This is a genomic window from Lysinibacillus sp. NPDC093190 (genome assembly GCF_050280425.1).
Classification (GTDB): Bacteria; Bacillota; Bacilli; order Bacillales_A; family Planococcaceae; genus Lysinibacillus.
The window spans coordinates 86,522-104,541 of the sequence record NZ_JBNNVG010000016.1 but is presented as its reverse complement, the minus strand read 5'-3'; the positions used below and the strand labels follow the sequence as shown (position 1 = coordinate 104,541).

Annotated in this window: 17 protein-coding genes and 2 pseudogenes; 5 read left to right on the top strand and 14 right to left on the bottom strand. The window is 35.5% G+C overall.

The genetic code is table 11. The annotated features are described in order from the left end of the window. Positions 1 to 933, bottom strand: a complete 933-nt coding sequence (locus ACQKOF_RS14145; RefSeq protein WP_427558079.1) for a GDSL-type esterase/lipase family protein — start codon at positions 931 to 933, stop codon at positions 1 to 3. Between the two features lie 184 nt (positions 934 to 1,117). Continuing rightward, positions 1,118 to 1,960, bottom strand: coding sequence for a DegV family protein (locus tag ACQKOF_RS14140; protein ID WP_427558077.1), 843 nt, complete (start codon positions 1,958 to 1,960; stop codon positions 1,118 to 1,120). A 273-nt stretch (positions 1,961 to 2,233) separates the two neighbouring features. Here ACQKOF_RS14140 and trhA point away from each other — a divergent pair, with 273 nt between their 5' ends. Continuing rightward, positions 2,234 to 2,869: a PAQR family membrane homeostasis protein TrhA gene (gene trhA / locus ACQKOF_RS14135; RefSeq protein ID WP_370043250.1), complete on the top strand. Its 636-nt coding sequence runs from the start codon at positions 2,234 to 2,236 to the stop codon at positions 2,867 to 2,869. Between the two features lie 48 nt (positions 2,870 to 2,917). On the opposite strand, the gene ACQKOF_RS14130 is transcribed toward trhA, so the two are convergent. The 3 genes from ACQKOF_RS14130 to ACQKOF_RS14120 all read right to left on the bottom strand — a co-directional run bounded on the left by ACQKOF_RS14130 (position 2,918) and on the right by ACQKOF_RS14120 (position 4,684). Next, positions 2,918 to 3,346 carry an HIT family protein gene (locus tag ACQKOF_RS14130; RefSeq protein WP_427558074.1) on the bottom strand — a complete coding sequence of 143 codons (429 nt, stop codon included), beginning with the start codon at positions 3,344 to 3,346 and terminating at the stop codon, positions 2,918 to 2,920. Further along, positions 3,333 to 3,545 (bottom strand): hypothetical protein, encoded by a 213-nt coding sequence (locus ACQKOF_RS14125; RefSeq protein ID WP_427558071.1) that lies wholly within the window; start codon positions 3,543 to 3,545, stop codon positions 3,333 to 3,335. The genes ACQKOF_RS14130 and ACQKOF_RS14125 overlap by 14 nt, the downstream gene beginning before the upstream one ends. Before the next feature lie 659 nt (positions 3,546 to 4,204). Then, positions 4,205 to 4,684 (bottom strand): dihydrofolate reductase, encoded by a 480-nt coding sequence (locus ACQKOF_RS14120; RefSeq protein ID WP_427558068.1) that lies wholly within the window; start codon positions 4,682 to 4,684, stop codon positions 4,205 to 4,207. A gap of 172 nt (positions 4,685 to 4,856) precedes the next feature. On the opposite strand from ACQKOF_RS14120, the gene ACQKOF_RS14115 reads away from it, so the two are divergent. The 3 genes from ACQKOF_RS14115 (at position 4,857) to ACQKOF_RS14105 (ending at position 7,928) form a co-directional block, all read left to right on the top strand. Then, complete coding sequence (locus tag ACQKOF_RS14115; RefSeq protein ID WP_427558065.1) at positions 4,857 to 5,774, top strand: alpha/beta hydrolase; 918 nt, start codon at positions 4,857 to 4,859, stop codon at positions 5,772 to 5,774. A gap of 63 nt (positions 5,775 to 5,837) precedes the next feature. Next, positions 5,838 to 7,034, top strand: a complete 1,197-nt coding sequence (locus tag ACQKOF_RS14110; protein WP_427558062.1) for a class I SAM-dependent rRNA methyltransferase — start codon at positions 5,838 to 5,840, stop codon at positions 7,032 to 7,034. A gap of 351 nt (positions 7,035 to 7,385) precedes the next feature. Then, positions 7,386 to 7,928 carry a GNAT family N-acetyltransferase gene (locus ACQKOF_RS14105; RefSeq protein ID WP_427558059.1) on the top strand — a complete coding sequence of 181 codons (543 nt, stop codon included), beginning with the start codon at positions 7,386 to 7,388 and terminating at the stop codon, positions 7,926 to 7,928. A 562-nt stretch (positions 7,929 to 8,490) separates the two neighbouring features. On the opposite strand, the gene ACQKOF_RS14100 is transcribed toward ACQKOF_RS14105, so the two are convergent. From ACQKOF_RS14100 to ACQKOF_RS14080, 5 genes and pseudogenes are all read right to left on the bottom strand, one after another. Next, positions 8,491 to 8,685, bottom strand: coding sequence for a DUF6980 family protein (locus ACQKOF_RS14100; RefSeq protein WP_427558057.1), 195 nt, complete (start codon positions 8,683 to 8,685; stop codon positions 8,491 to 8,493). A gap of 66 nt (positions 8,686 to 8,751) precedes the next feature. Then, positions 8,752 to 9,003, bottom strand: a complete 252-nt coding sequence (locus ACQKOF_RS14095; protein ID WP_427558054.1) for a hypothetical protein — start codon at positions 9,001 to 9,003, stop codon at positions 8,752 to 8,754. 272 nt (positions 9,004 to 9,275) lie between these two features. Then, positions 9,276 to 9,644 carry a hypothetical protein gene (locus ACQKOF_RS14090; protein WP_427558052.1) on the bottom strand — a complete coding sequence of 123 codons (369 nt, stop codon included), beginning with the start codon at positions 9,642 to 9,644 and terminating at the stop codon, positions 9,276 to 9,278. Positions 9,645 to 10,515: 871 nt separating this feature from the next. Further along, a pseudogene (locus tag ACQKOF_RS14085) lies at positions 10,516 to 11,676 on the bottom strand (M56 family metallopeptidase); the annotation flags it as partial. 2 nt (positions 11,677 to 11,678) lie between these two features. After that, positions 11,679 to 12,080 (bottom strand): BlaI/MecI/CopY family transcriptional regulator, encoded by a 402-nt coding sequence (locus ACQKOF_RS14080; RefSeq protein WP_427558109.1) that lies wholly within the window; start codon positions 12,078 to 12,080, stop codon positions 11,679 to 11,681. A gap of 104 nt (positions 12,081 to 12,184) precedes the next feature. On the opposite strand from ACQKOF_RS14080, the pseudogene ACQKOF_RS14075 reads away from it, so the two are divergent. Further along, positions 12,185 to 12,421 (top strand): annotated as a pseudogene (locus tag ACQKOF_RS14075) (IS3 family transposase); the annotation flags it as partial. Positions 12,422 to 12,891: 470 nt separating this feature from the next. Here the strand turns inward: ACQKOF_RS14075 and ACQKOF_RS14070 are convergent. The 4 genes from ACQKOF_RS14070 to ACQKOF_RS14055 form a co-directional block, all read right to left on the bottom strand. Beyond that, positions 12,892 to 14,151, bottom strand: coding sequence for a DUF4179 domain-containing protein (locus ACQKOF_RS14070; RefSeq protein WP_427558049.1), 1,260 nt, complete (start codon positions 14,149 to 14,151; stop codon positions 12,892 to 12,894). Then, on the bottom strand, positions 14,148 to 14,648 hold the full coding sequence (locus tag ACQKOF_RS14065) for a sigma-70 family RNA polymerase sigma factor (protein ID WP_427558046.1): 501 nt from the start codon (positions 14,646 to 14,648) through the stop codon (positions 14,148 to 14,150). The genes ACQKOF_RS14070 and ACQKOF_RS14065 overlap by 4 nt, the downstream gene beginning before the upstream one ends. A gap of 264 nt (positions 14,649 to 14,912) precedes the next feature. Next, entirely contained in the window at positions 14,913 to 16,901 is a 1,989-nt protein-coding gene (locus ACQKOF_RS14060) for a S9 family peptidase (protein WP_427558044.1), read from the bottom strand. Positions 16,902 to 17,039: 138 nt separating this feature from the next. Continuing rightward, positions 17,040 to 17,990: a ribokinase gene (locus ACQKOF_RS14055; RefSeq protein WP_427558042.1), complete on the bottom strand. Its 951-nt coding sequence runs from the start codon at positions 17,988 to 17,990 to the stop codon at positions 17,040 to 17,042. Positions 17,991 to 18,020: the final 30 nt, after the last annotated feature.

The following is an 18,020-nucleotide window of genomic DNA, read 5'->3' as shown; positions in this document are numbered from 1 at the left end:
TCACTCCTCGAAGCCTATTTCCTTGTTAATCTTTTGTTCCATGTTACATTTCTCCATTGCTTTTAAAATTCGATCTGTCATTTTGTCATAGCCTTTTGCATTTGGGTGGAAGAAATCCGTATGATAAACGAGCTCTTTATTTGAATCAAACAAGTCCTCCACTGATACATAGCACGCATTAGTATCTTTCTTTGCTATGTCTTCAATGACTTTATTCCACTCGGTAATAATTGTATCAAATTCATTCGCTTCATTTGTCACGATTGAAAATGGGTTGTAAAAACCGATAAGTAATAAAGGCACTGTTGGATTTTTTGCTCGTATACCTTCAATAATTTTACTATAGCGTTTCTTATATGCCTGCAATTCTTTATCAAAAGCATCGCGTTTCAAATTAAACAAATCGTGTCTGACAACCTTCATGACATCATTTCCACCCATTGTAATCGAAATGAGCTGTGCTTTTTGCAACTCTTCATCATAATGCCCTTTTTCCACTAATTTTAATAGCTGATCACTACGTCTTCCTCTTTTTCCTCGATTATCGACTTCAACATCCGAAATCGAGGGCCAAGCTCCCAATGAATCTGCTAATCTTCCAACAAAACCGTCTTTACTATACTCATCACCAACACCGGCTGTTAAAGAATCTCCGAGTGCTAGGTATTGTAGTTGCTTTGCGTTTTTATCATCAATTTTCCGTAAATCCTCTGGTGATGGCTCAAAAAAATGTTCAAAAATTTGCGTCAATACATTCTTTGAGGTTTTTTCCTCATTTTCTGTTTGTTGCTCATCCTGTTTCATATCTTGCTCCGTCCCTGCGTGCTCCCCTTCCGGTTCTGCTTGCGGATTCGGTTCATCTATTGATATTGCACAACCACATAGTACTAAGACGGTCAAACATGACAAAACTATTATTCGCCAAATACTCATTTGACCACCTTCCATCATTTGCTTACTTCTATTATAGAATAGTTCGTACTGCAATGAAAAGTGACTATACCTAGGTATTCTTTAAAAAGTGTGAGTTTACAGCATTTTTCTGATTGTATAAATAAGTATTCACTTTTCAACAATAAAAAGCCACTACAATTATTTATGTAGTAGCTCTCATATATTATTCTGCAAAATAAATAAAACCGATTGCACCTGGTCCAGTATGTGTTGAGATGATTGGTGAAGTAAAGGCAATTTCTACTTCATTAAAACCTGTTCCCTCGATTAATTCTTTTAAAGGTCCACCCATCGTTGTTAGACCCTCGGCGTGAGAAATCCCTACTGACTTAACTGTTTTTCCAGCAGTGTCAGCTTGGAATTGTTTAAATAAGTAGTTCACTACCTGTTTATGGCTACGTACTTTGGATACAGGGTTGTATGCGCCACCTTCTAAGTTTGCAATGACTTTTATGTTCAGCAATGAACCGATAAAGCCTGTACCTTTCCCAATTCGTCCGCCTTTAATTAAATTTTCAAGTGTGTCTACAATAACATATAAATACGTATTTTCGCGCACTTTCTCTAGACGCTTAATAATTTCCTCGACAGTAGCGCCTGCATCGCGCATTTTAATAGCCTCACGTATTTGAATAGCTAAACCGATGGCAATAAAACGTGAATCGATCACAGTTACATCGGAATCTGACATTTGCGCTGCCTGACGAGCTGATTCTACTGTTCCGCTCATACTGCCTGTCATATGAATGGAAATAATTTGATCTCCATCTTTACCTAGCTCATCGTATAATTCTTTAAATTTTCCCGGTGCAGGCTGTGAACTTTTTGGTAAATTTTTAGCATTTTTCATTAAACCTAAAAAAGGTTGTGGCTCTAAATCAATACCATCTATATAAGTTTTATCATCAATTTGAATCGTTAGAGGCACAATATGTATACCGTGCTGTGCTACTTCTTCCTTTGTTAAATCACAAGTTGAGTCCGTTACTATATGAATTCGTCCCACTTCGACACATCCTTTTACTTCATTAAAATTTATTATATAGACTAATGAATCATTATGTAAACATGACATTTGTCATTAGGTTTCACTCGTTTCAGTCCATTTGTATCCGCTACCTTGGATACTATAGCGCTTTGTCGATTCCTTGTCTAACAAAGTCCCTCAATCATTTCAACATTTATATGACACTTTTGATGTTGAAAACATGACAAATGTAAATACCAGTATGAGAATTATCGGGGTATAGTAAATGTATGCACGAAAGGAGTGTTCGATATGGTAGATTCTTTTGACTACAAAACATGGAAGGAAGAGTTGTGGAATGCCATTACACATGGCATTGGATTTATCGCAAGTATTCCAGCACTAGTTATTCTTATTTTAGCAGCTGTACAAACCGGAAGTGCGCTCCAAATTACAACGTTTACCGTTTTTGGTGCCTCTGTGATTATTTTATTTTTAATGTCGACGCTGTTACATAGCATGCCGGAAAAATACAAGCACTTTTTCGCCATTCTTGACCATTCTTCTATTTATATTTTAATTGCAGGAACGTATACACCTTTTCTTTTAATTGCAATTGGTGGCACACTAGGTATTACTTTATTATGTATTATTTGGTCTCTTGCCATACTAGGCGTTATTTTTAAATGTTTTTTTATTAATCGATTTGAGAAACTTTCATTAATTTTTTACATCGGTATGGGCTGGCTGATTATTTTTGCTGTTAAACCTGTCTATCTTTTCTTAGGCTTCCATGGCTTTGCCTTACTGTTAGCAGGTGGGCTTTTCTATACGATTGGAGCTATCTTTTACGCATGGCGTTCACTTCCCTATAATCATACAATTTGGCATCTATTTGTGTTAGCTGGTTGTGGATCGATGTATGCTTGTGTTTATTTTTACTTATAAATATTAACTAAAAAATCGCCCCCTATAAAGGAGCGATTTTTTATATTTTTATTGGGAACCGCCTGTTAGTTTCATTGTTAATGCCTTTGCTGCACGCATCACTTCTAGTTTATTTTCTTCATTATTCATTTTATTTCTCGCATGAAGTAGAACTGGTCTAATTGATTCTACGGAACGTCCAAATTCGTGCATCCATTCATAGCGCGGCACCATCCACGTATGGAAATGATGTGTCGTATCTTCATTGTAAAAATAATAAACGTACTCTATACCCAATACTTCCCTTTGAGCCTTTCTGATTTTCGATAAGAGGTTTATATAATCCATTTTTTCCTCATCGTTGAGTTCATCAAAGCATTTAATATGGCGCTTAGAAGCTAGGATGATTAATCCCTTTATCGGATAAGCAACATCTTGATGGGCATGAAAATAGTCCGTTTCAATGACTACTCCTCCATCTGGTTCAACTTCCTTCAACAGGTGTTTGGACACCCGTTGAAGGAAGTTGAAGCCTCCGGCGGATGTCACGGAATCGGAAAGGAGTTCTTTGTGCAAGCACAAAGCCGATTCCGGACACAATTATGCCGAGGCATAATTGATTGAACCCACTAGTTATTGCACAGCTCAAACATTCGACTTCTACCGTTTCTCTATTTGATAAGGTTATTTTTCTCACAGATGTTCCCCCTTTTGTTTGAATTTAATATTGGAATTAGCAGCCTTAATTATAAGGTTAATTGTATAAATTCTTTGAAAATTTTAATCAGAAACGTAGCCCTTTAGCGCAAGCGAAGCGACTTATCTGCTTGCCCCAAAGATCGATCCGTTGTTTCGATGGGTCTATCCGTCTCTTCGACTTTTCTTTCCGTCGTTTCGATGGATTTATCCGTCTCTTCGACTTTTCTTTCCGTCGCTCGATTGTTCTTCCGTCGTTTCGATGGATCTATCCGTCGCTTCGACGTTTCTTTCCGTCGCTTCGATAGCTCCTTCATTCGCCTGGCTAAAAAAACTTGCCAGAAAATGATAACGACGATAGACTTATTGAATTTATCCCGCTCAGTCGGAACGGAAATCAACCCTACATTATAGTGACGAATCGAATCTTATAATTATTTATTCTATAAATATTTCCAATCACCTTCCATTTCACATGAAAAGAGGCTGGGACATAACTAATTGGTTCCTTTATAAAGCCGAATAATCTCTAAATTAACAAAACACGATAAATAGAAAAACCGAACTATATCGAAACATTTCATGAGCGTTTCATTGGATAGTTCGGTATTTTTGCTGGCTGAAACACTTTTGTCCCAGCCTCTTCGTTTACTTTATGATTTAGTTCTTACGTTCAAAAATCTGATATTGGAATGTGTAACCCTCTGGTGCTGTTTCTGGCTCCACTAAGGATACTTGTACAAAATCCTGCTCATATTTCGGGAAGTATGTATCCCCATTAAACGAATGATTGATTTTTGTAATATACAAGCGATCTGCGATATCCATGGATAAGCGGAAAATTTGCTCGCCGCCAATAATCATTATTTCTGGAACATCCCCAGCAAGGGCGAGGGCCCCCTCTAAGCTTGTCACCACTTCAATCCCATCCGCCTGATAGTTTTCATCACGCGTAATTACAATATTGCGTCGACCAGGAAGCGGTCTACCGATGGATTCGAATGTTTTACGCCCCATAATCATTGGCTTCCCCATCGTTTTCTCCTTAAAATATTTTAAATCCCCAGGCAAATGCCATGGCATGCCATTTTCATAGCCAATCACATAATTATTATCATGTGCCACAATTAAAGAAATCATATTGTCCCTCCAAATACTTTCGTTCATTATATTATAAACATAATTTTACTTTACAATCAGATAATTTCAGCTTAGAAATCAAAATATTTTCTTTTTCGATATTAAATCCTAGTAATTTTATATGAATAGTTTATAATAGATTTACAAAAGCAATTAAAAAGGATTGATGAAGATGACTAAATTAAGAGATGAAGCGATCCGTTATATAAAAGCAAGTGATTCTTCTTTACAATATTATGATTTAACACCACAAGAAGCGAGAGCCGTTCGAATAGTGCCAAAATGGACGTCACCAAATAGCCCTCAGCTTGCGGCAATTGAGAATAGAAAAATAACAGTTCGAGATGGAGCACAAATTAATGTGCGTATTTATAGACCTGTTTTAAATAAAAACCTTCCTGTCATTGTTTATTATCATGGAGGCGGTTGGGTATTCGGAAATTTAGATTCTACGGATGCAGGGTGTCTGCTATTAGCAGAAAAAGCCGAAGCAATCGTTGTGTCGGTTGACTATCGCCTAGCACCAGAATATCCATTCCCTACCCCGCTCTATGATGCTTATGACAGTTTCATGTGGGTTTACGAAAACATCGAAAATTTCGGTGGAGATACAGCAAATCTTACAGTCGCTGGTGATAGCGCAGGTGGAAACTTAGCAACAGTGGTCGCCTACTTATCTGCGACATTAAATGGACCTGCGATTAAAGCACAGGCACTTATTTATCCTGTAGTCAATGTTGATTTTACAACGATTTCTTACAATGTTTACGGGGAACACTATGGCTTAGACAAACAAGGGATGCAGTGGTTTGCGGGTCATTACACAGATCAACTAAACTATATGGATCCTCTTGTTTCCCCACTTCAGATTGAGGATTTAAGTGTTTTACCAAAAACGATTATCATTGCTGCAGAGGCAGACGTCCTCTATGATGAAGGTCTTGCATACGCACAAAAGCTTACAGATGCCGGAGTGACTGTTGAACATGTAAATATGACTGGTTTAATCCATAGTTACTTTAGTAAAATGAATTTTTTCGAACAAGCTACTATTGAAACAGCTGAAAAAATTGCTAATTTCGTGAAATAAGTTTGTCTATCAGCATAAAATAGTGCGATAATAGAGCAAAATGTTTTTTTAAAGGATGACAACATGACACAAACTATTGCTTTACAAATTAACAATCCCTTTTCTAATCAATTAAAAAAAGGCTATCCGCTCATTTCAAAAGATGCAGTTGATGCACGCCACCTTCCTAACGAAGAAGGTGCACTTCTAAGACTAACGGATATTCATAACCGTTTTATTGGCACAGGATACTATGGCTTACAAAACAAAGGTATTGGTTGGGTATTAACAAACGATGCTAACGAAATAATAGACCAATCCTTTTTTATGAAAAAATTTAAAAAAGCTATACAAAATCGAGAATCATTTTTCAACAATCCTCACACAACAGCATTCCGAATCTTTAATGGCGAGGGTGATGGCATTGGCGGTTTAACTATTGACTTTTTCGACGCTTACTATATGGTGAGCTGGTATAGCGCAGGCATTTATTCATTTAAAGAAATGGTATATGAAGCACTAGCAGAGACCGTAGATTACAAAGCCATTTATGAGAAAAAACGTTTCGATACGAAAGGACAGTATATGGAACAGGACGATTTCGTCATGGGAACACCTGGCGAATTTCCGATTATCGTAACGGAAAATAGTATGAAATACGCCGTCAATTTAAATGATGGAGCCATGACAGGTATTTTCCTCGATCAACGAGAAGTAAGACTTGCCATTCGTGAACGTTATGCAGATGGTAAAAATATGCTAAATACGTTCTCCTATACGGGGGCATTTTCTGTTGCAGCGGCACTTGGTGGAGCAATAAAAACAACTAGTGTAGATGTTGCGAAGCGTAGTTTAGCCAAAACAATTGAGCAATTTAGTGTTAATAGCATCGACTACGAATCACAGGATATTAAAGTCATGGATGTCTTTAACTATTTTAAATATGCTCAGCGCCATAATTTAAAATTTGACCTTGTCGTTTTAGATCCACCTAGCTTTGCACGTACGAAAGAAAGAACATTCTCAACTGCGAAGGACTATCCTAAATTACTCGTAGATACAATCGCCATTACGGAGAAAAACGGTGTTATTGTTGCTTCAACGAACAATGCTAGCTTTGGGATGAAAAAGTTCAAGAGCTTTATTGACCAAGCATTTAAAGAAACTAAAACAGCCTATAAAATTGTTGAAGAATACAGCTTACCAAAGGATTTCCGTGCCCCACGTGAATTTCCAGAATTCAATTACTTAAAAGTTGTTTTTATTAAAAAACTCAACTAAATGAACCGAGACAGAATCACCTCCAAGTGATTCTGTCTTTTTGTTTGGGAGAAATATTTAGATCCCCGCATTTCATTGTTAGAATTTTCCGTTTACTATATAATAGATTCATCTCATTCCTAAAATTTGGCATGAAATTTTAAATTTTTATACCATGTAAATGAGTTGATTGGAGCGCAGTGGCTCATCGGTCGCCCCCAAGAAGCTTTGCTCTGTGCGAAAGCGTAGCGTCAGCAACAAATGTTTTATCTGCGCGAAAGCGTAGCGTCAGCAACAAAGCGACAAAGCGCCTAGTCGGTACAGAAATCACCCTACGCTATGGTGAGAATATTGATAAATGGAGATGATAGAATGGGATATGTTCGTGAAAAGTTAATGATTACTACAGAAAGACTCGTTCTTAGATTATTTCAAACATCTGATGCAGAAACGGTTACAAAGCTTTGCAATAACTATAATATTTATAAAAGCACTATGTATCTACCTTATCCATATAGTTTAAATGACGCATTATCATGGATGGAACATCATTACGATCATTTTATGGAGGATATTTCGTACGAGTTTGCTGTTACAGATAAGGAAACTGGTGAATTATTTGGAGCCATTGCATTATCGAATAATAAACATTTTAATCAAGGTGAAATAGCCTATTGGATTGGCGAGGAGTATTGGGGAAAAGGCTATGCCACGGAGGCAGCACAATCGATTGTACAATTTGCTTTTGAAGAAAAGAAACTGCACAAAGTGTTTGCCCGATATTTTTCAACAAACCCTGCTTCAGGAAAAGTTATGGAGAAGATTGGCATGAAACAAGAAGGAATTTTAAAGGACCATATTATCAAAGACGGTAAATACGAGGATTTAGTATATTATGGAATAATCAATAAATAGCCTAGTTTCTCAAAAAGACGTTTCCGACGATTTAGTTCCTTCACCTTAATTCTTTTTGATAAGGCTGTTTTCTAAAAGATTGTTGCTGTTAATACCTAAAAACAGAGTTACTCTACAAAATGTGTAGAATCAACTCTGTTTTTTGGTTTGATATTTAGTATAATACTGCATCTGAGATAGGGTCTTCTTCGTGAATACATATCCAAGATTGATAAGGCTTTTCAAATGTTTCAAGCTGTTTTAATAATTTATTATACAAAGCTATATGGGCTTTAATATGTTCTCTTCTTACTATTTTTACCAATTCCACAAAAATCAAAGTACGAATTCATATCGAATTGTATATCACAAGTCTCTACTTCTCTCCATAAATTTTGGAAGTATCTATTTTTCCCACGAAATTTTTTCAAAATATTCCTCGTAACAACCAGTAAAACCCGATTTAATTATATTAACTTATTCAAATCCTGCTCCGTTAGTTGAATAAGAAAATGATGGGGTCTCTGAGGAATCCCACCTTGAAGTAAAGCCCCCGATAGTTGAAGAAGGAAGTATTTAAAATTCAAAGTTTCAAACCACACCAAGGACAAAAATCAATGCTAATAATCGACTCACCACCATCATGTATTATCAAACCGTAGTCATTATTTTGTTCATAAAAAATGATTATTTTATCAGGACATTCAAACGGATTCTCATGTATTTCACACTTGAAACTTGCATGAAAAATCATATCCTCACAACAATGATTTTTCATAATTTCATTTCCCCTTATTTAAGTAAAGCTCCCGTTAGATTAAGTGTACAACATCACAAATCTGTATCATTTACAATTAATTATATCGTCTTGGCATCTATCTAACGGTTCATCAATAAATAGCCAATCCTCATTATTAATACCTAATTTTTCACAGTATTCTTCTGCTTCTTCTAAAACTTCAAAACACATATCAGCAAAACAACCAGTATCTTGTAATGTATTATATAAAAACACGTATGTTTCATCGGGCGATCCATAAATCATTACTTTACATATTTCATCAATCTTTTCCTCAAGAAAAGCATATTTCCTCATTATTTCACCTCTTTACTATTAATCCACTGATTCCACCTTATACAGTTAATTCCCTGCATTCCCTTCTCCGTTAGCTCAATAAGAAAAAAGAGCTGCCTATGCAACTCAATGACCTTCAAGTAAAGCCCTCCATTAGTTTAAGTACATTCTTTCACAAACATTATTGATTTAGCAAAATTAAACAGTTTATATATTACAGAAATGCTACTTTGTTAGCAGCCTATGAAAAAGCAATCCATCATAACGAAGAATTACTTCTTTTCGTTTCATATTTACTTATTACTTTGGCTGTTAGTATGTCCTTGCTTGCTAAATACTCTTATAATTAATTGCCCTAAAATATAAATAATTGAAACAAATATAATGGCGGCATCTCTGCCAAAAGGTTTAAACCAACCTCCATCATCAACTATAAAAAAATAGCCAAATATCAAAGAAATAACGGTCATAATAAAATTCAAGCCAAAGAACAAAGGAAATTTAATGTTTCTCGATGATATACCTACAACAATTATGAACACTAGAAATACCGGAAACAAAAAATCAGCGTGTTGCCTAGCAAGATGACTATTATATTCGTAAAAATGAAATAAGAAAGGAACTGGAAATAAAGACAAAATACTTATAATAAACCTCTTCAATTTATATATACCCCCCATATTAAATTGATAAGGAAAAACCACCATATAGTGTAATTTTACACTATATGGTGGTTTTTTCAATATACTGTAGTTTTTTTATTTCTAATTCTTATTGAACTAACCTACCCTTTAGTTAAAAAAAGGACCATTATAAGACTGTTTCTATACATATTTATGCTCAACTAAGTGGAAAGCTCAGAAAGGATTTTAATCAGAAGTATTTTTTATTGCATCCCATTCTTAAAGTACAATTCTTCACAAACATTGTATTGTCAATTGGAGGACAGTTCAATTTAGCTAGCTGTTTCAATATATATTCTTTATATTATAAATTAATTCTTATGTTTTTACTCGGGTTTAAAATTGTAGAGTTTTCCTTGTTCAATACATCACTCGTAATAATATTTATCGTATTAATTTCACTAAATGGAACTTCTAAAGTGGGAATAAGATAAATCCTCTTATCGACTACTTTATTTATAAAGGTTTGCGAATCAGATGTTTGATGCACATAATCCTTCGATTTAATTTGAGTTTTATTATTAATTGTAAGTGTATCAACAGGGTAGAAAACTATATCTTTATCGGTTGTATTTTCAACTTTATAAGATATTTCAATTAAATTTAATTCATCATTGAGATCTTTACCATGTTTCTCTTTGATTTGTTTTATAGTAAACTCAGGTAAATTTGTCAATTGTACGAAATTGATGGATTCAATAGTAAATTTAATTGCACCCATATCATAGGTTTTGTCTACATTTTTTATATTAACTAATGTAGATTTATAACCAAGACCTATAATTTGCCACTGACCTACTTCTGTAAGTGGACCGTTTGTTGGTTCGCTATTTTTGACACTTAATTGGACCACCTCTGTTTTCCCTTTTTCTTCATTTAATTCCGTATTTTCATTCATCGGGTTAGTCGGTTTATCTACACGTGCATTTACTAAAGATATAGATGAGACAGCGATTAAAGTAGCAACGCCAAATACAGACCAACGATAAGAGTTTTTGAATTTTTTTATCATAAGGATCCTCCTTTTCAAAGTTTTTTTATTCCTACTTAAGTTTGCTAAACTTGGTATTTGATAAAAATTTGAGTAGTGTTCTAAAAGGCTAATAATAGTATGACCGTATGCAAGTTGCTCATCTGAATTTATATATGTAAGAGCTAATGAATCACAGGCTAATTCCTAATCTTCTCTCATACATGAGTAGGCATACCAAAGAATAGGATTAAACCAATTTAGAATGAGTAAGCCATACATAAGCCAATTCACCCCAACATCTCTTCGTTTGATGTGGGCTAATTCGTGATGAAAAATGTATCGTAGCTGTTGCTCATTTAATACTTCCGAGTGTACACCTGACAATAACACCTTTGGCCTAATAAATCCGACCACAGTTGGACTTGAAATATTTCCAGCAAAAAAAAGTGGGATTTCCTGTTGAACAGACATAGATTTTTTACAATTCTCAAAGATCGTGACAATCCTCTGATCTGTAATCATAGGCTGTTTTTTTATGAAGTGAAGTAAACGCCTATTTATAATGATAGTAGTAAAGCCCAAAATGATAACCCCAGTAAGCCAAATGTATATAAGGATTGAATAAAAAGAAAAAGTCTCATCATTTTGATTTGCATTATTGCGACTCTGTTTCTTATTTTCCTCAGCTACTTGGGTTGAACCAGTTGCAAAGGAATCTTCTTTAATAACCAACTTTGAATTGTCTATATCTGTCAATTCTTTCATATGTTCTTTTGAAGAAGAAACAGTTGTAACAGCAGTCCCATTACTGTATGAAAAGATAGAATAGATACTGTAGGTACTATTCAAAGACCATGGCAATAAAAGTCTTACAATTAATATCATCCAAAGTAGATATTGCCATCGTGGATTTAACTGATTTCTAAACAAAATTTTTACACATAAGATTAGAACAACTAGAATACTTGCCATAATTGAGGTTTCTATCAACCAATTAAAAAAATGAGGTAGATAGACGTTTATAAGCTTATCCATCATTATTAGCTTTCCTTCCTCTGATTTTCCTCAGTCTTCTCATCCAGAATACGCTTAAGTTCGTTAATATCTTCTGAAGACAACTTTTCTTCTTTTAAGAAGTTCACAAAAAGAGGTTTAAATGCTGCGCCATAGAAACGTTTAAGTAATGATTCTGTTTCTACTTGAAGATATTTATCTTGTGACACTAAAGGAAAATATGCATATATACGCCCCGTATTTTGATGGTAAGAAATGGCTTCTTTTTGGACTAATCGATTAATAAGTGTTCGAATTGTCTTCGGTTTCCAATCCGTTGTTGATTCTAATACTTTAATTACTTCATTTGCTGTTTGCGGGGATTTTGACCAAAGAACTTTCATAACTTCCAATTCAGCTTCGGATATCTTAGGTAATTCTTTCATAATATATAACTCACCTCCCTGTATTACAAATGTAATCCATATACAAATATTACGTTTGTAATCAATAATTGTCAATCTAATTTTAATTTTTAAATAGATGCTCACAATACGCTCATGCATTAAAAGAACATAGCATTACACAAAGTATGTCTCGTAAAGGAAACTGTCTCGATAACGCAGTAATGGAGAATTTCTTCTATATCTTAAAATCAGAATTACTTTACTTACAAGGCAAGAGTTTTAAATGGAGCACTTCATACAAGAGATTGGACAATATATAGAATAATCACAAACAAATAAAGCCAAAATTAAAAGGATTAAGTCCGGTACAATATCGAACTTAATCCTTACAATTTTGCTTAATTAATATGTGTCTAACTTTTGAGTACACTTCACACTGAGTGGTCTTTTACTAATAAATTAACGATTTGGATTTCGGTCAGTAAATTCCTCAATATCATCAGCTAATCTATAAACGAGATAGAAATAATGTTTTTCCGTCATTACACCTTTTTTCTCCACTTTTGCATTTCTTCATAGTGGAAATGATAAAATTCCCTACATCCCATCTTAAAACATTCTCACTTTGTGTATTTTCAAAATACCAATCAAAAGGTTTCTCAGACAAGGGAGGTTAATAAAAGAAATTGATTGCATTTCCAATCGCGATGGCTTCAGCACATACTGTAATCAAGATAACCTAGTAGCATTTTATTAGGTAGGTTTTACCCGAACCCAATACAGGAATATTACCATAAGTATGAAAAAATTAAAAAGATGTTCAAAAAGGAGAGCCTTTTTGAACATCTTTACTTTATTTCAATGGAATATTCAGTTCAATATTTTTTCCAATAGGATTGAAGTAATAGCTAATATATAATTTTGCTTTGCCATCATAATTTTCAAAGTTCTCCGTCTCAAATAGGTACTGCTCATCATCTGAGAACGTGCTACCTTTATATTTTAACGTCGTGCCATCTGCTTTTACAGCATCATTTAGAAACGAATGTGCCCATCTATCATCCCATTTCTTTGCAGCAACCGATACACTTTGCTGCGCTACAGAAATGTTCCAATCCAAATATTCAGGCTTCGTGAGTACTTCTTTTGTACCAAAATCAACTTCGATATAATCCTCGCCCTTTGGAACGGCATGAACAGCTCCAATTAATATTTTGAGTGAATCTGAATCATGGAAATAATTACTTTGTAAATTAAGCGTGAATTTGCCGTCGCGAATATCACCACCTAATGACAAGCCATATTTAATGCCTTCTCTTCGCTCCCCATTTTCCGTCTCGACCGCAATATCATCAAGCGCTAAAATTTGCATCGTATTCGCTTCATCTAATTCAATATCGATTGCCGTTCTTAGTGGAGAACGGCGAATTTGTGTAATCGTAAATTTCTGACCACCGACGTCTACAATACGATTCGCAGTAATAATTTTTTCCTTTGCGATTTCGTTTTGTAGTGAAAACGGTATCGTCATTTCAATGTTCCCCTTATCTTTTTCATAAAAACGAAAAACCACTTTAAAATCCTTTGAAGTATAAGCGAAAGGCTCTGAAAAACTATAGTCAACTGAAGAAGAGATGCGCGTTTGATGTGATTGATGACTTGTAAATGAACCTCCGCCTTTAATTTCTTCGTCTCCTTGGAACAATTGAACTTCCTCCAAGTGTAATTCCGACATATCAAATGTTGCATCGGCGTCATAGTAAAGTACTAATCCCGAATTATCTGCAATCACGCCTTGCAATGTAAGTGATAGACCATTTTTAGACTGCGTCGTATTGATTTCTTCATAGTATCCATTGTCCACAATATCTTTTATCCCTTTATCTCTTACAACCGCTAATACAATTGGTTGAAAGCCAGGGATTTTTGCAACATAGCTAGCAATCGTAGGAGAAACACGAATTGAAAATAAAAAGCTTAAGCAAAACAAAAAGGCTATTGCAACCGGAACAATGCGCTTCTTTGCTCTTTTTTCTCGTTGAACTTTACGAAACATATCCATCCTAACTTGTTGAAGTTTCTCCTTTGGAACGTCAATCGGTAGTTTACTCATAGCCAGTCCTCCTTTTCTCCAGCGAAGTTTCTAAGCTTCTTTAGTATGTGATGAAGCTTAGACTTTACAGTACCCTCCGGAATTTGATTTAGCTCGGCAATTTCTTTGTTTTTTAGTTGCTGAAAATATTTCATATAGACGAGTTGCTGCTCCGATAAGGATAAATGTTCCAATAACCGCTCCATATCAGAGTAGATGACCCATTCAACTTGGTGATGTTCTTGTATTGAAATAGTTGGTTGACGTTTTCGCAAATGGTCTTTACAACAATTGATTAAGACGCGCACGAGCCATGTTCTGGCATATTCGTGTTGTTTAACGGTATGCATTTTTTTTAGTGCCTTGTAAACTAGGTCCTGCATCACGTCTAAAGCGTCTTGCTCATTTTTCAGATATGTAAAAGCCATGCGATATAAAATATCTTCATCCATTTCAATAAGTGAAAGTATCGCTTGATGATCCCCTCGAATAGCACGCTGCACGATTTCAAATTCCATCCTTTTCGCCTCCTTCCTCCATTAGACGGAGCGATGCTTCATTTCGTTCAAAAATTTTAAAATTATTTAGGAAACTGTCTATGGGATTGTCTTTACTCTTTGCGCCAAAGATGTTCCTTTGAAGATATAAGTTTTTAATTCCTTCTTCAACGAATCTACGCCGTTAGCTGAAGAGCAACTATCTTGACGAAAACAGCCTTTGTTATGTAAAAATAATAAGTGGCAAAAGAAGTATTTTCACTTCTTTTGCCACCTATATTTATTTTATAGATATTTCACAAACCAATCCCTAATATATTCTAGTCTATTGATTCTTAACGTTGGTTTTCCGCTCCTAGAAAGTTCATGATTGGATTCTGGGAAGCGAACAAATTTAGTTTCTTTTTTACGATGTTTCAAGGCAATAAATAATTGCTCTGCTTGTTCAATCGGACAGCGATAGTCTTTTTCGCTGTGTAAAATTAACAGTGGCGTCTCCACATTGTCTACATATTTAAGTGGCGAATGATTCCATAGTTTCTCTATATTGTCTAGTCCCGCTTGAATTTGCCAGTCATTGAAATAATAGCCGATATCACTTACGCCGTAAAAGCTAATCCAGTTAGAAATGCAACGTTGCGTAACAGCTGCTTTAAAGCGATTTGTATGACCGACAATCCAGTTTGTCATGAAGCCCCCATAGCTCCCACCTGTAACTCCGAGACGGTTTTTGTCAATGAAATCATAATGCACCAATGCATAATCAACAGCGGCCATTAGATCATTATAATCATTGCCGCCATATTCACCACGAACCGCATCAACAAATTTTTGACCGTAGCCATGGCTTCCGCGAGGATTCGTAAAGAGAACCGCATAACCTTGTGCAGCAAGGATTTGGAATTCATTAAAATATGAGTTGGCATACATAGCATGCGGTCCACCATGGATTTCAAGAATAAGTGGATACTTTTTCCCTTCCTCAAATCCAATAGGCTTCATCATCCAACCGCTTACTTTCCAACCATCTGCCCTCTCATATTCAATTGCTTCTGGAACAGATAATTCTCTCGACTTTAAAAATTCTTCATTAACTTTTGTAAGTTGTTCCTTTTCACCAGTATTTAAATTTACGTGAAATAGATCGCCAGGATTTGTAGTAGTGCTGATTGCGACTACCGCTTTGTCATTCTTATAGTCAAGTGAAAAACCATAGACATACTGATCATCATTAATCGCTGGATATAATTCTCCAGATAGATTACCAAAATAAATAGCTGTATTTCCGTGATCTGTCACTTGGAAGTAAAAACTTTTATTATCCTCCAACCATTGGACACGAGGAGCAACTACACCTTGCAGGAAATCACCAACAACATAATCACCGACAGGCGCGTCAAATTCACTCGTTATACACGTCGTATTGTTATTTTCCAAATCATAAATCCATAACTTTGCTTGTGTCGCATTTTCAAATTCTCTTTCACTTCCAATATAAGCTATGTAGCGGCTATTCGGAGACCATGAAGTAAGATAGAACATACCCGTTCCTTCCGTTAGCTTGCGACCATGTTTTGTCTCTAAATCCAATAAGTAAATATCACTTATGAATGAAAAATCTAGATCCTCTGTTAAGTCAGCAATGTAAGAAAGGTATTTTCCGTTTGGAGACCATGTACCAAGTTGTAAATTATGTTTCCCTTCCGTAACTAGCTCTAATTCTCCAGATTCAAGATTGACGATTGCAATTTGAGAAAATTGCTCCATATCAATAAACCCAGCAGCATCTGACTTATATTTCATCTTTTCTATTACAAGTGGTTTAAGTACTTTATCATCTTTCTTATCATTTTCAGCTTTATCATAAATGCTTTCATTTTTACCTAGCTTTACTGCAAATGCAATATTCTTACCACATGGAGACCAAACTGGTGATGTCGCACCGTTTTTACAATTAGTAAGTTGTTTCGCTTCCCCACCTGCTTTAGAAAGCACAAAAATCTGTGGCTTGCCATGTCTCGTTGATACAAATGCGATTTTACTGCCATCTGGAGACCAAACTGGTGAATTCGTTTTATCTTCTCCAAATGTCCATTGTTGAGTCTTTTTTTCATGCAAGTTTATGTAAAATAAATTAGACACGTAGTCCTTTTTCTTCTCATCAATATGCGTCTCTACATACACAACTTCTGTTCCGTCAGGTGATACTTGTGGATCTGCCACTGATTTTAATTGATATAGATCTTCTGGTTGAATCCCTTGTTTCAAAGTCATATTTTAAATCCCCTTTGTGTTAAAATTTCATTACTTATGTAGAATATTTCGACGCCCTAAGTATTATTCCTGCTTTTAAGGAAAAATTGTTTTTTATCTCAGAGAGGATTTTACAGTGGTGAGATTCTAACGGGTGACTTACTGCATCAAAAAAAAAACGTAGCTGCTTCGCAATAATGACGAAGAGCTACGGATATCATTTATTTCAAGATTGATTCTGGGATACGCGGTTGTGCACCCATTTGAGTAACGACATAAGCGGCAACTTTCGTGGCAAAAACGATCGAACTTCGAAGCGACTCCCACCCTACATAGTGCTACTGTCAAAGCTCCATTAAATGCGTCTCCCGCACCAGTTGTATCGATCGTGTCAACACGCAACGCATAAACCCAGCCACTTTCTTCATGATTCATATAATAAGAGCCTTTAGATCCAAGTGTAACGACTACCGTTCCGACCCCTTTATCTAACAATGACCTACATGCGGAGCGAATATTTTCTTCTGTTGTCACTTCAATCCCCATCAACTGTGCAAGTTCTGTTTCATTCGGAGTTATAAAAGTAATATTCTTCAATAAAGAATCTGGTAATTTTAGAGATGGTGCTGGATTTAGGATGATGATTTTTCCATGTTGAGATGCGATTTCCACTGCCTTTTCAACTGCATCTAGCGGTATTTCAAGTTGAAGAAGAAGTGCTTTGCTTGAAGAAATGATAGTAGCTTCCTGTTCAATTTGTTTAGGAGTAACTAGAAAGTTTGCACCAGGAAACAAAACAATCGCATTATCACCGGCATCTGTCACTTGGATTATCGCTTGCCCAGTAGCTCCCTCCTTTCGAATGGAATCAACATAAACGCCTTTATCTTTTAAATTTCTTATCGCGTGCTCCCCGAAATCATCTTTGCCTTCTTTTCCAATAAAATGAACATTTTCTCCTAGCTGACTTGCTGCTACAGCTTGATTAGCACCTTTTCCACCGTAATAAACACTATGGAACGCACTGTGAAGCGTTTCACCATTATTTACAATATAAGGAACACGAAAGACAAGATCGATATTAATGCTCCCAACTAATGAAATATGCATGCCAGTTATCATCCTTTCATAAAATCTCTT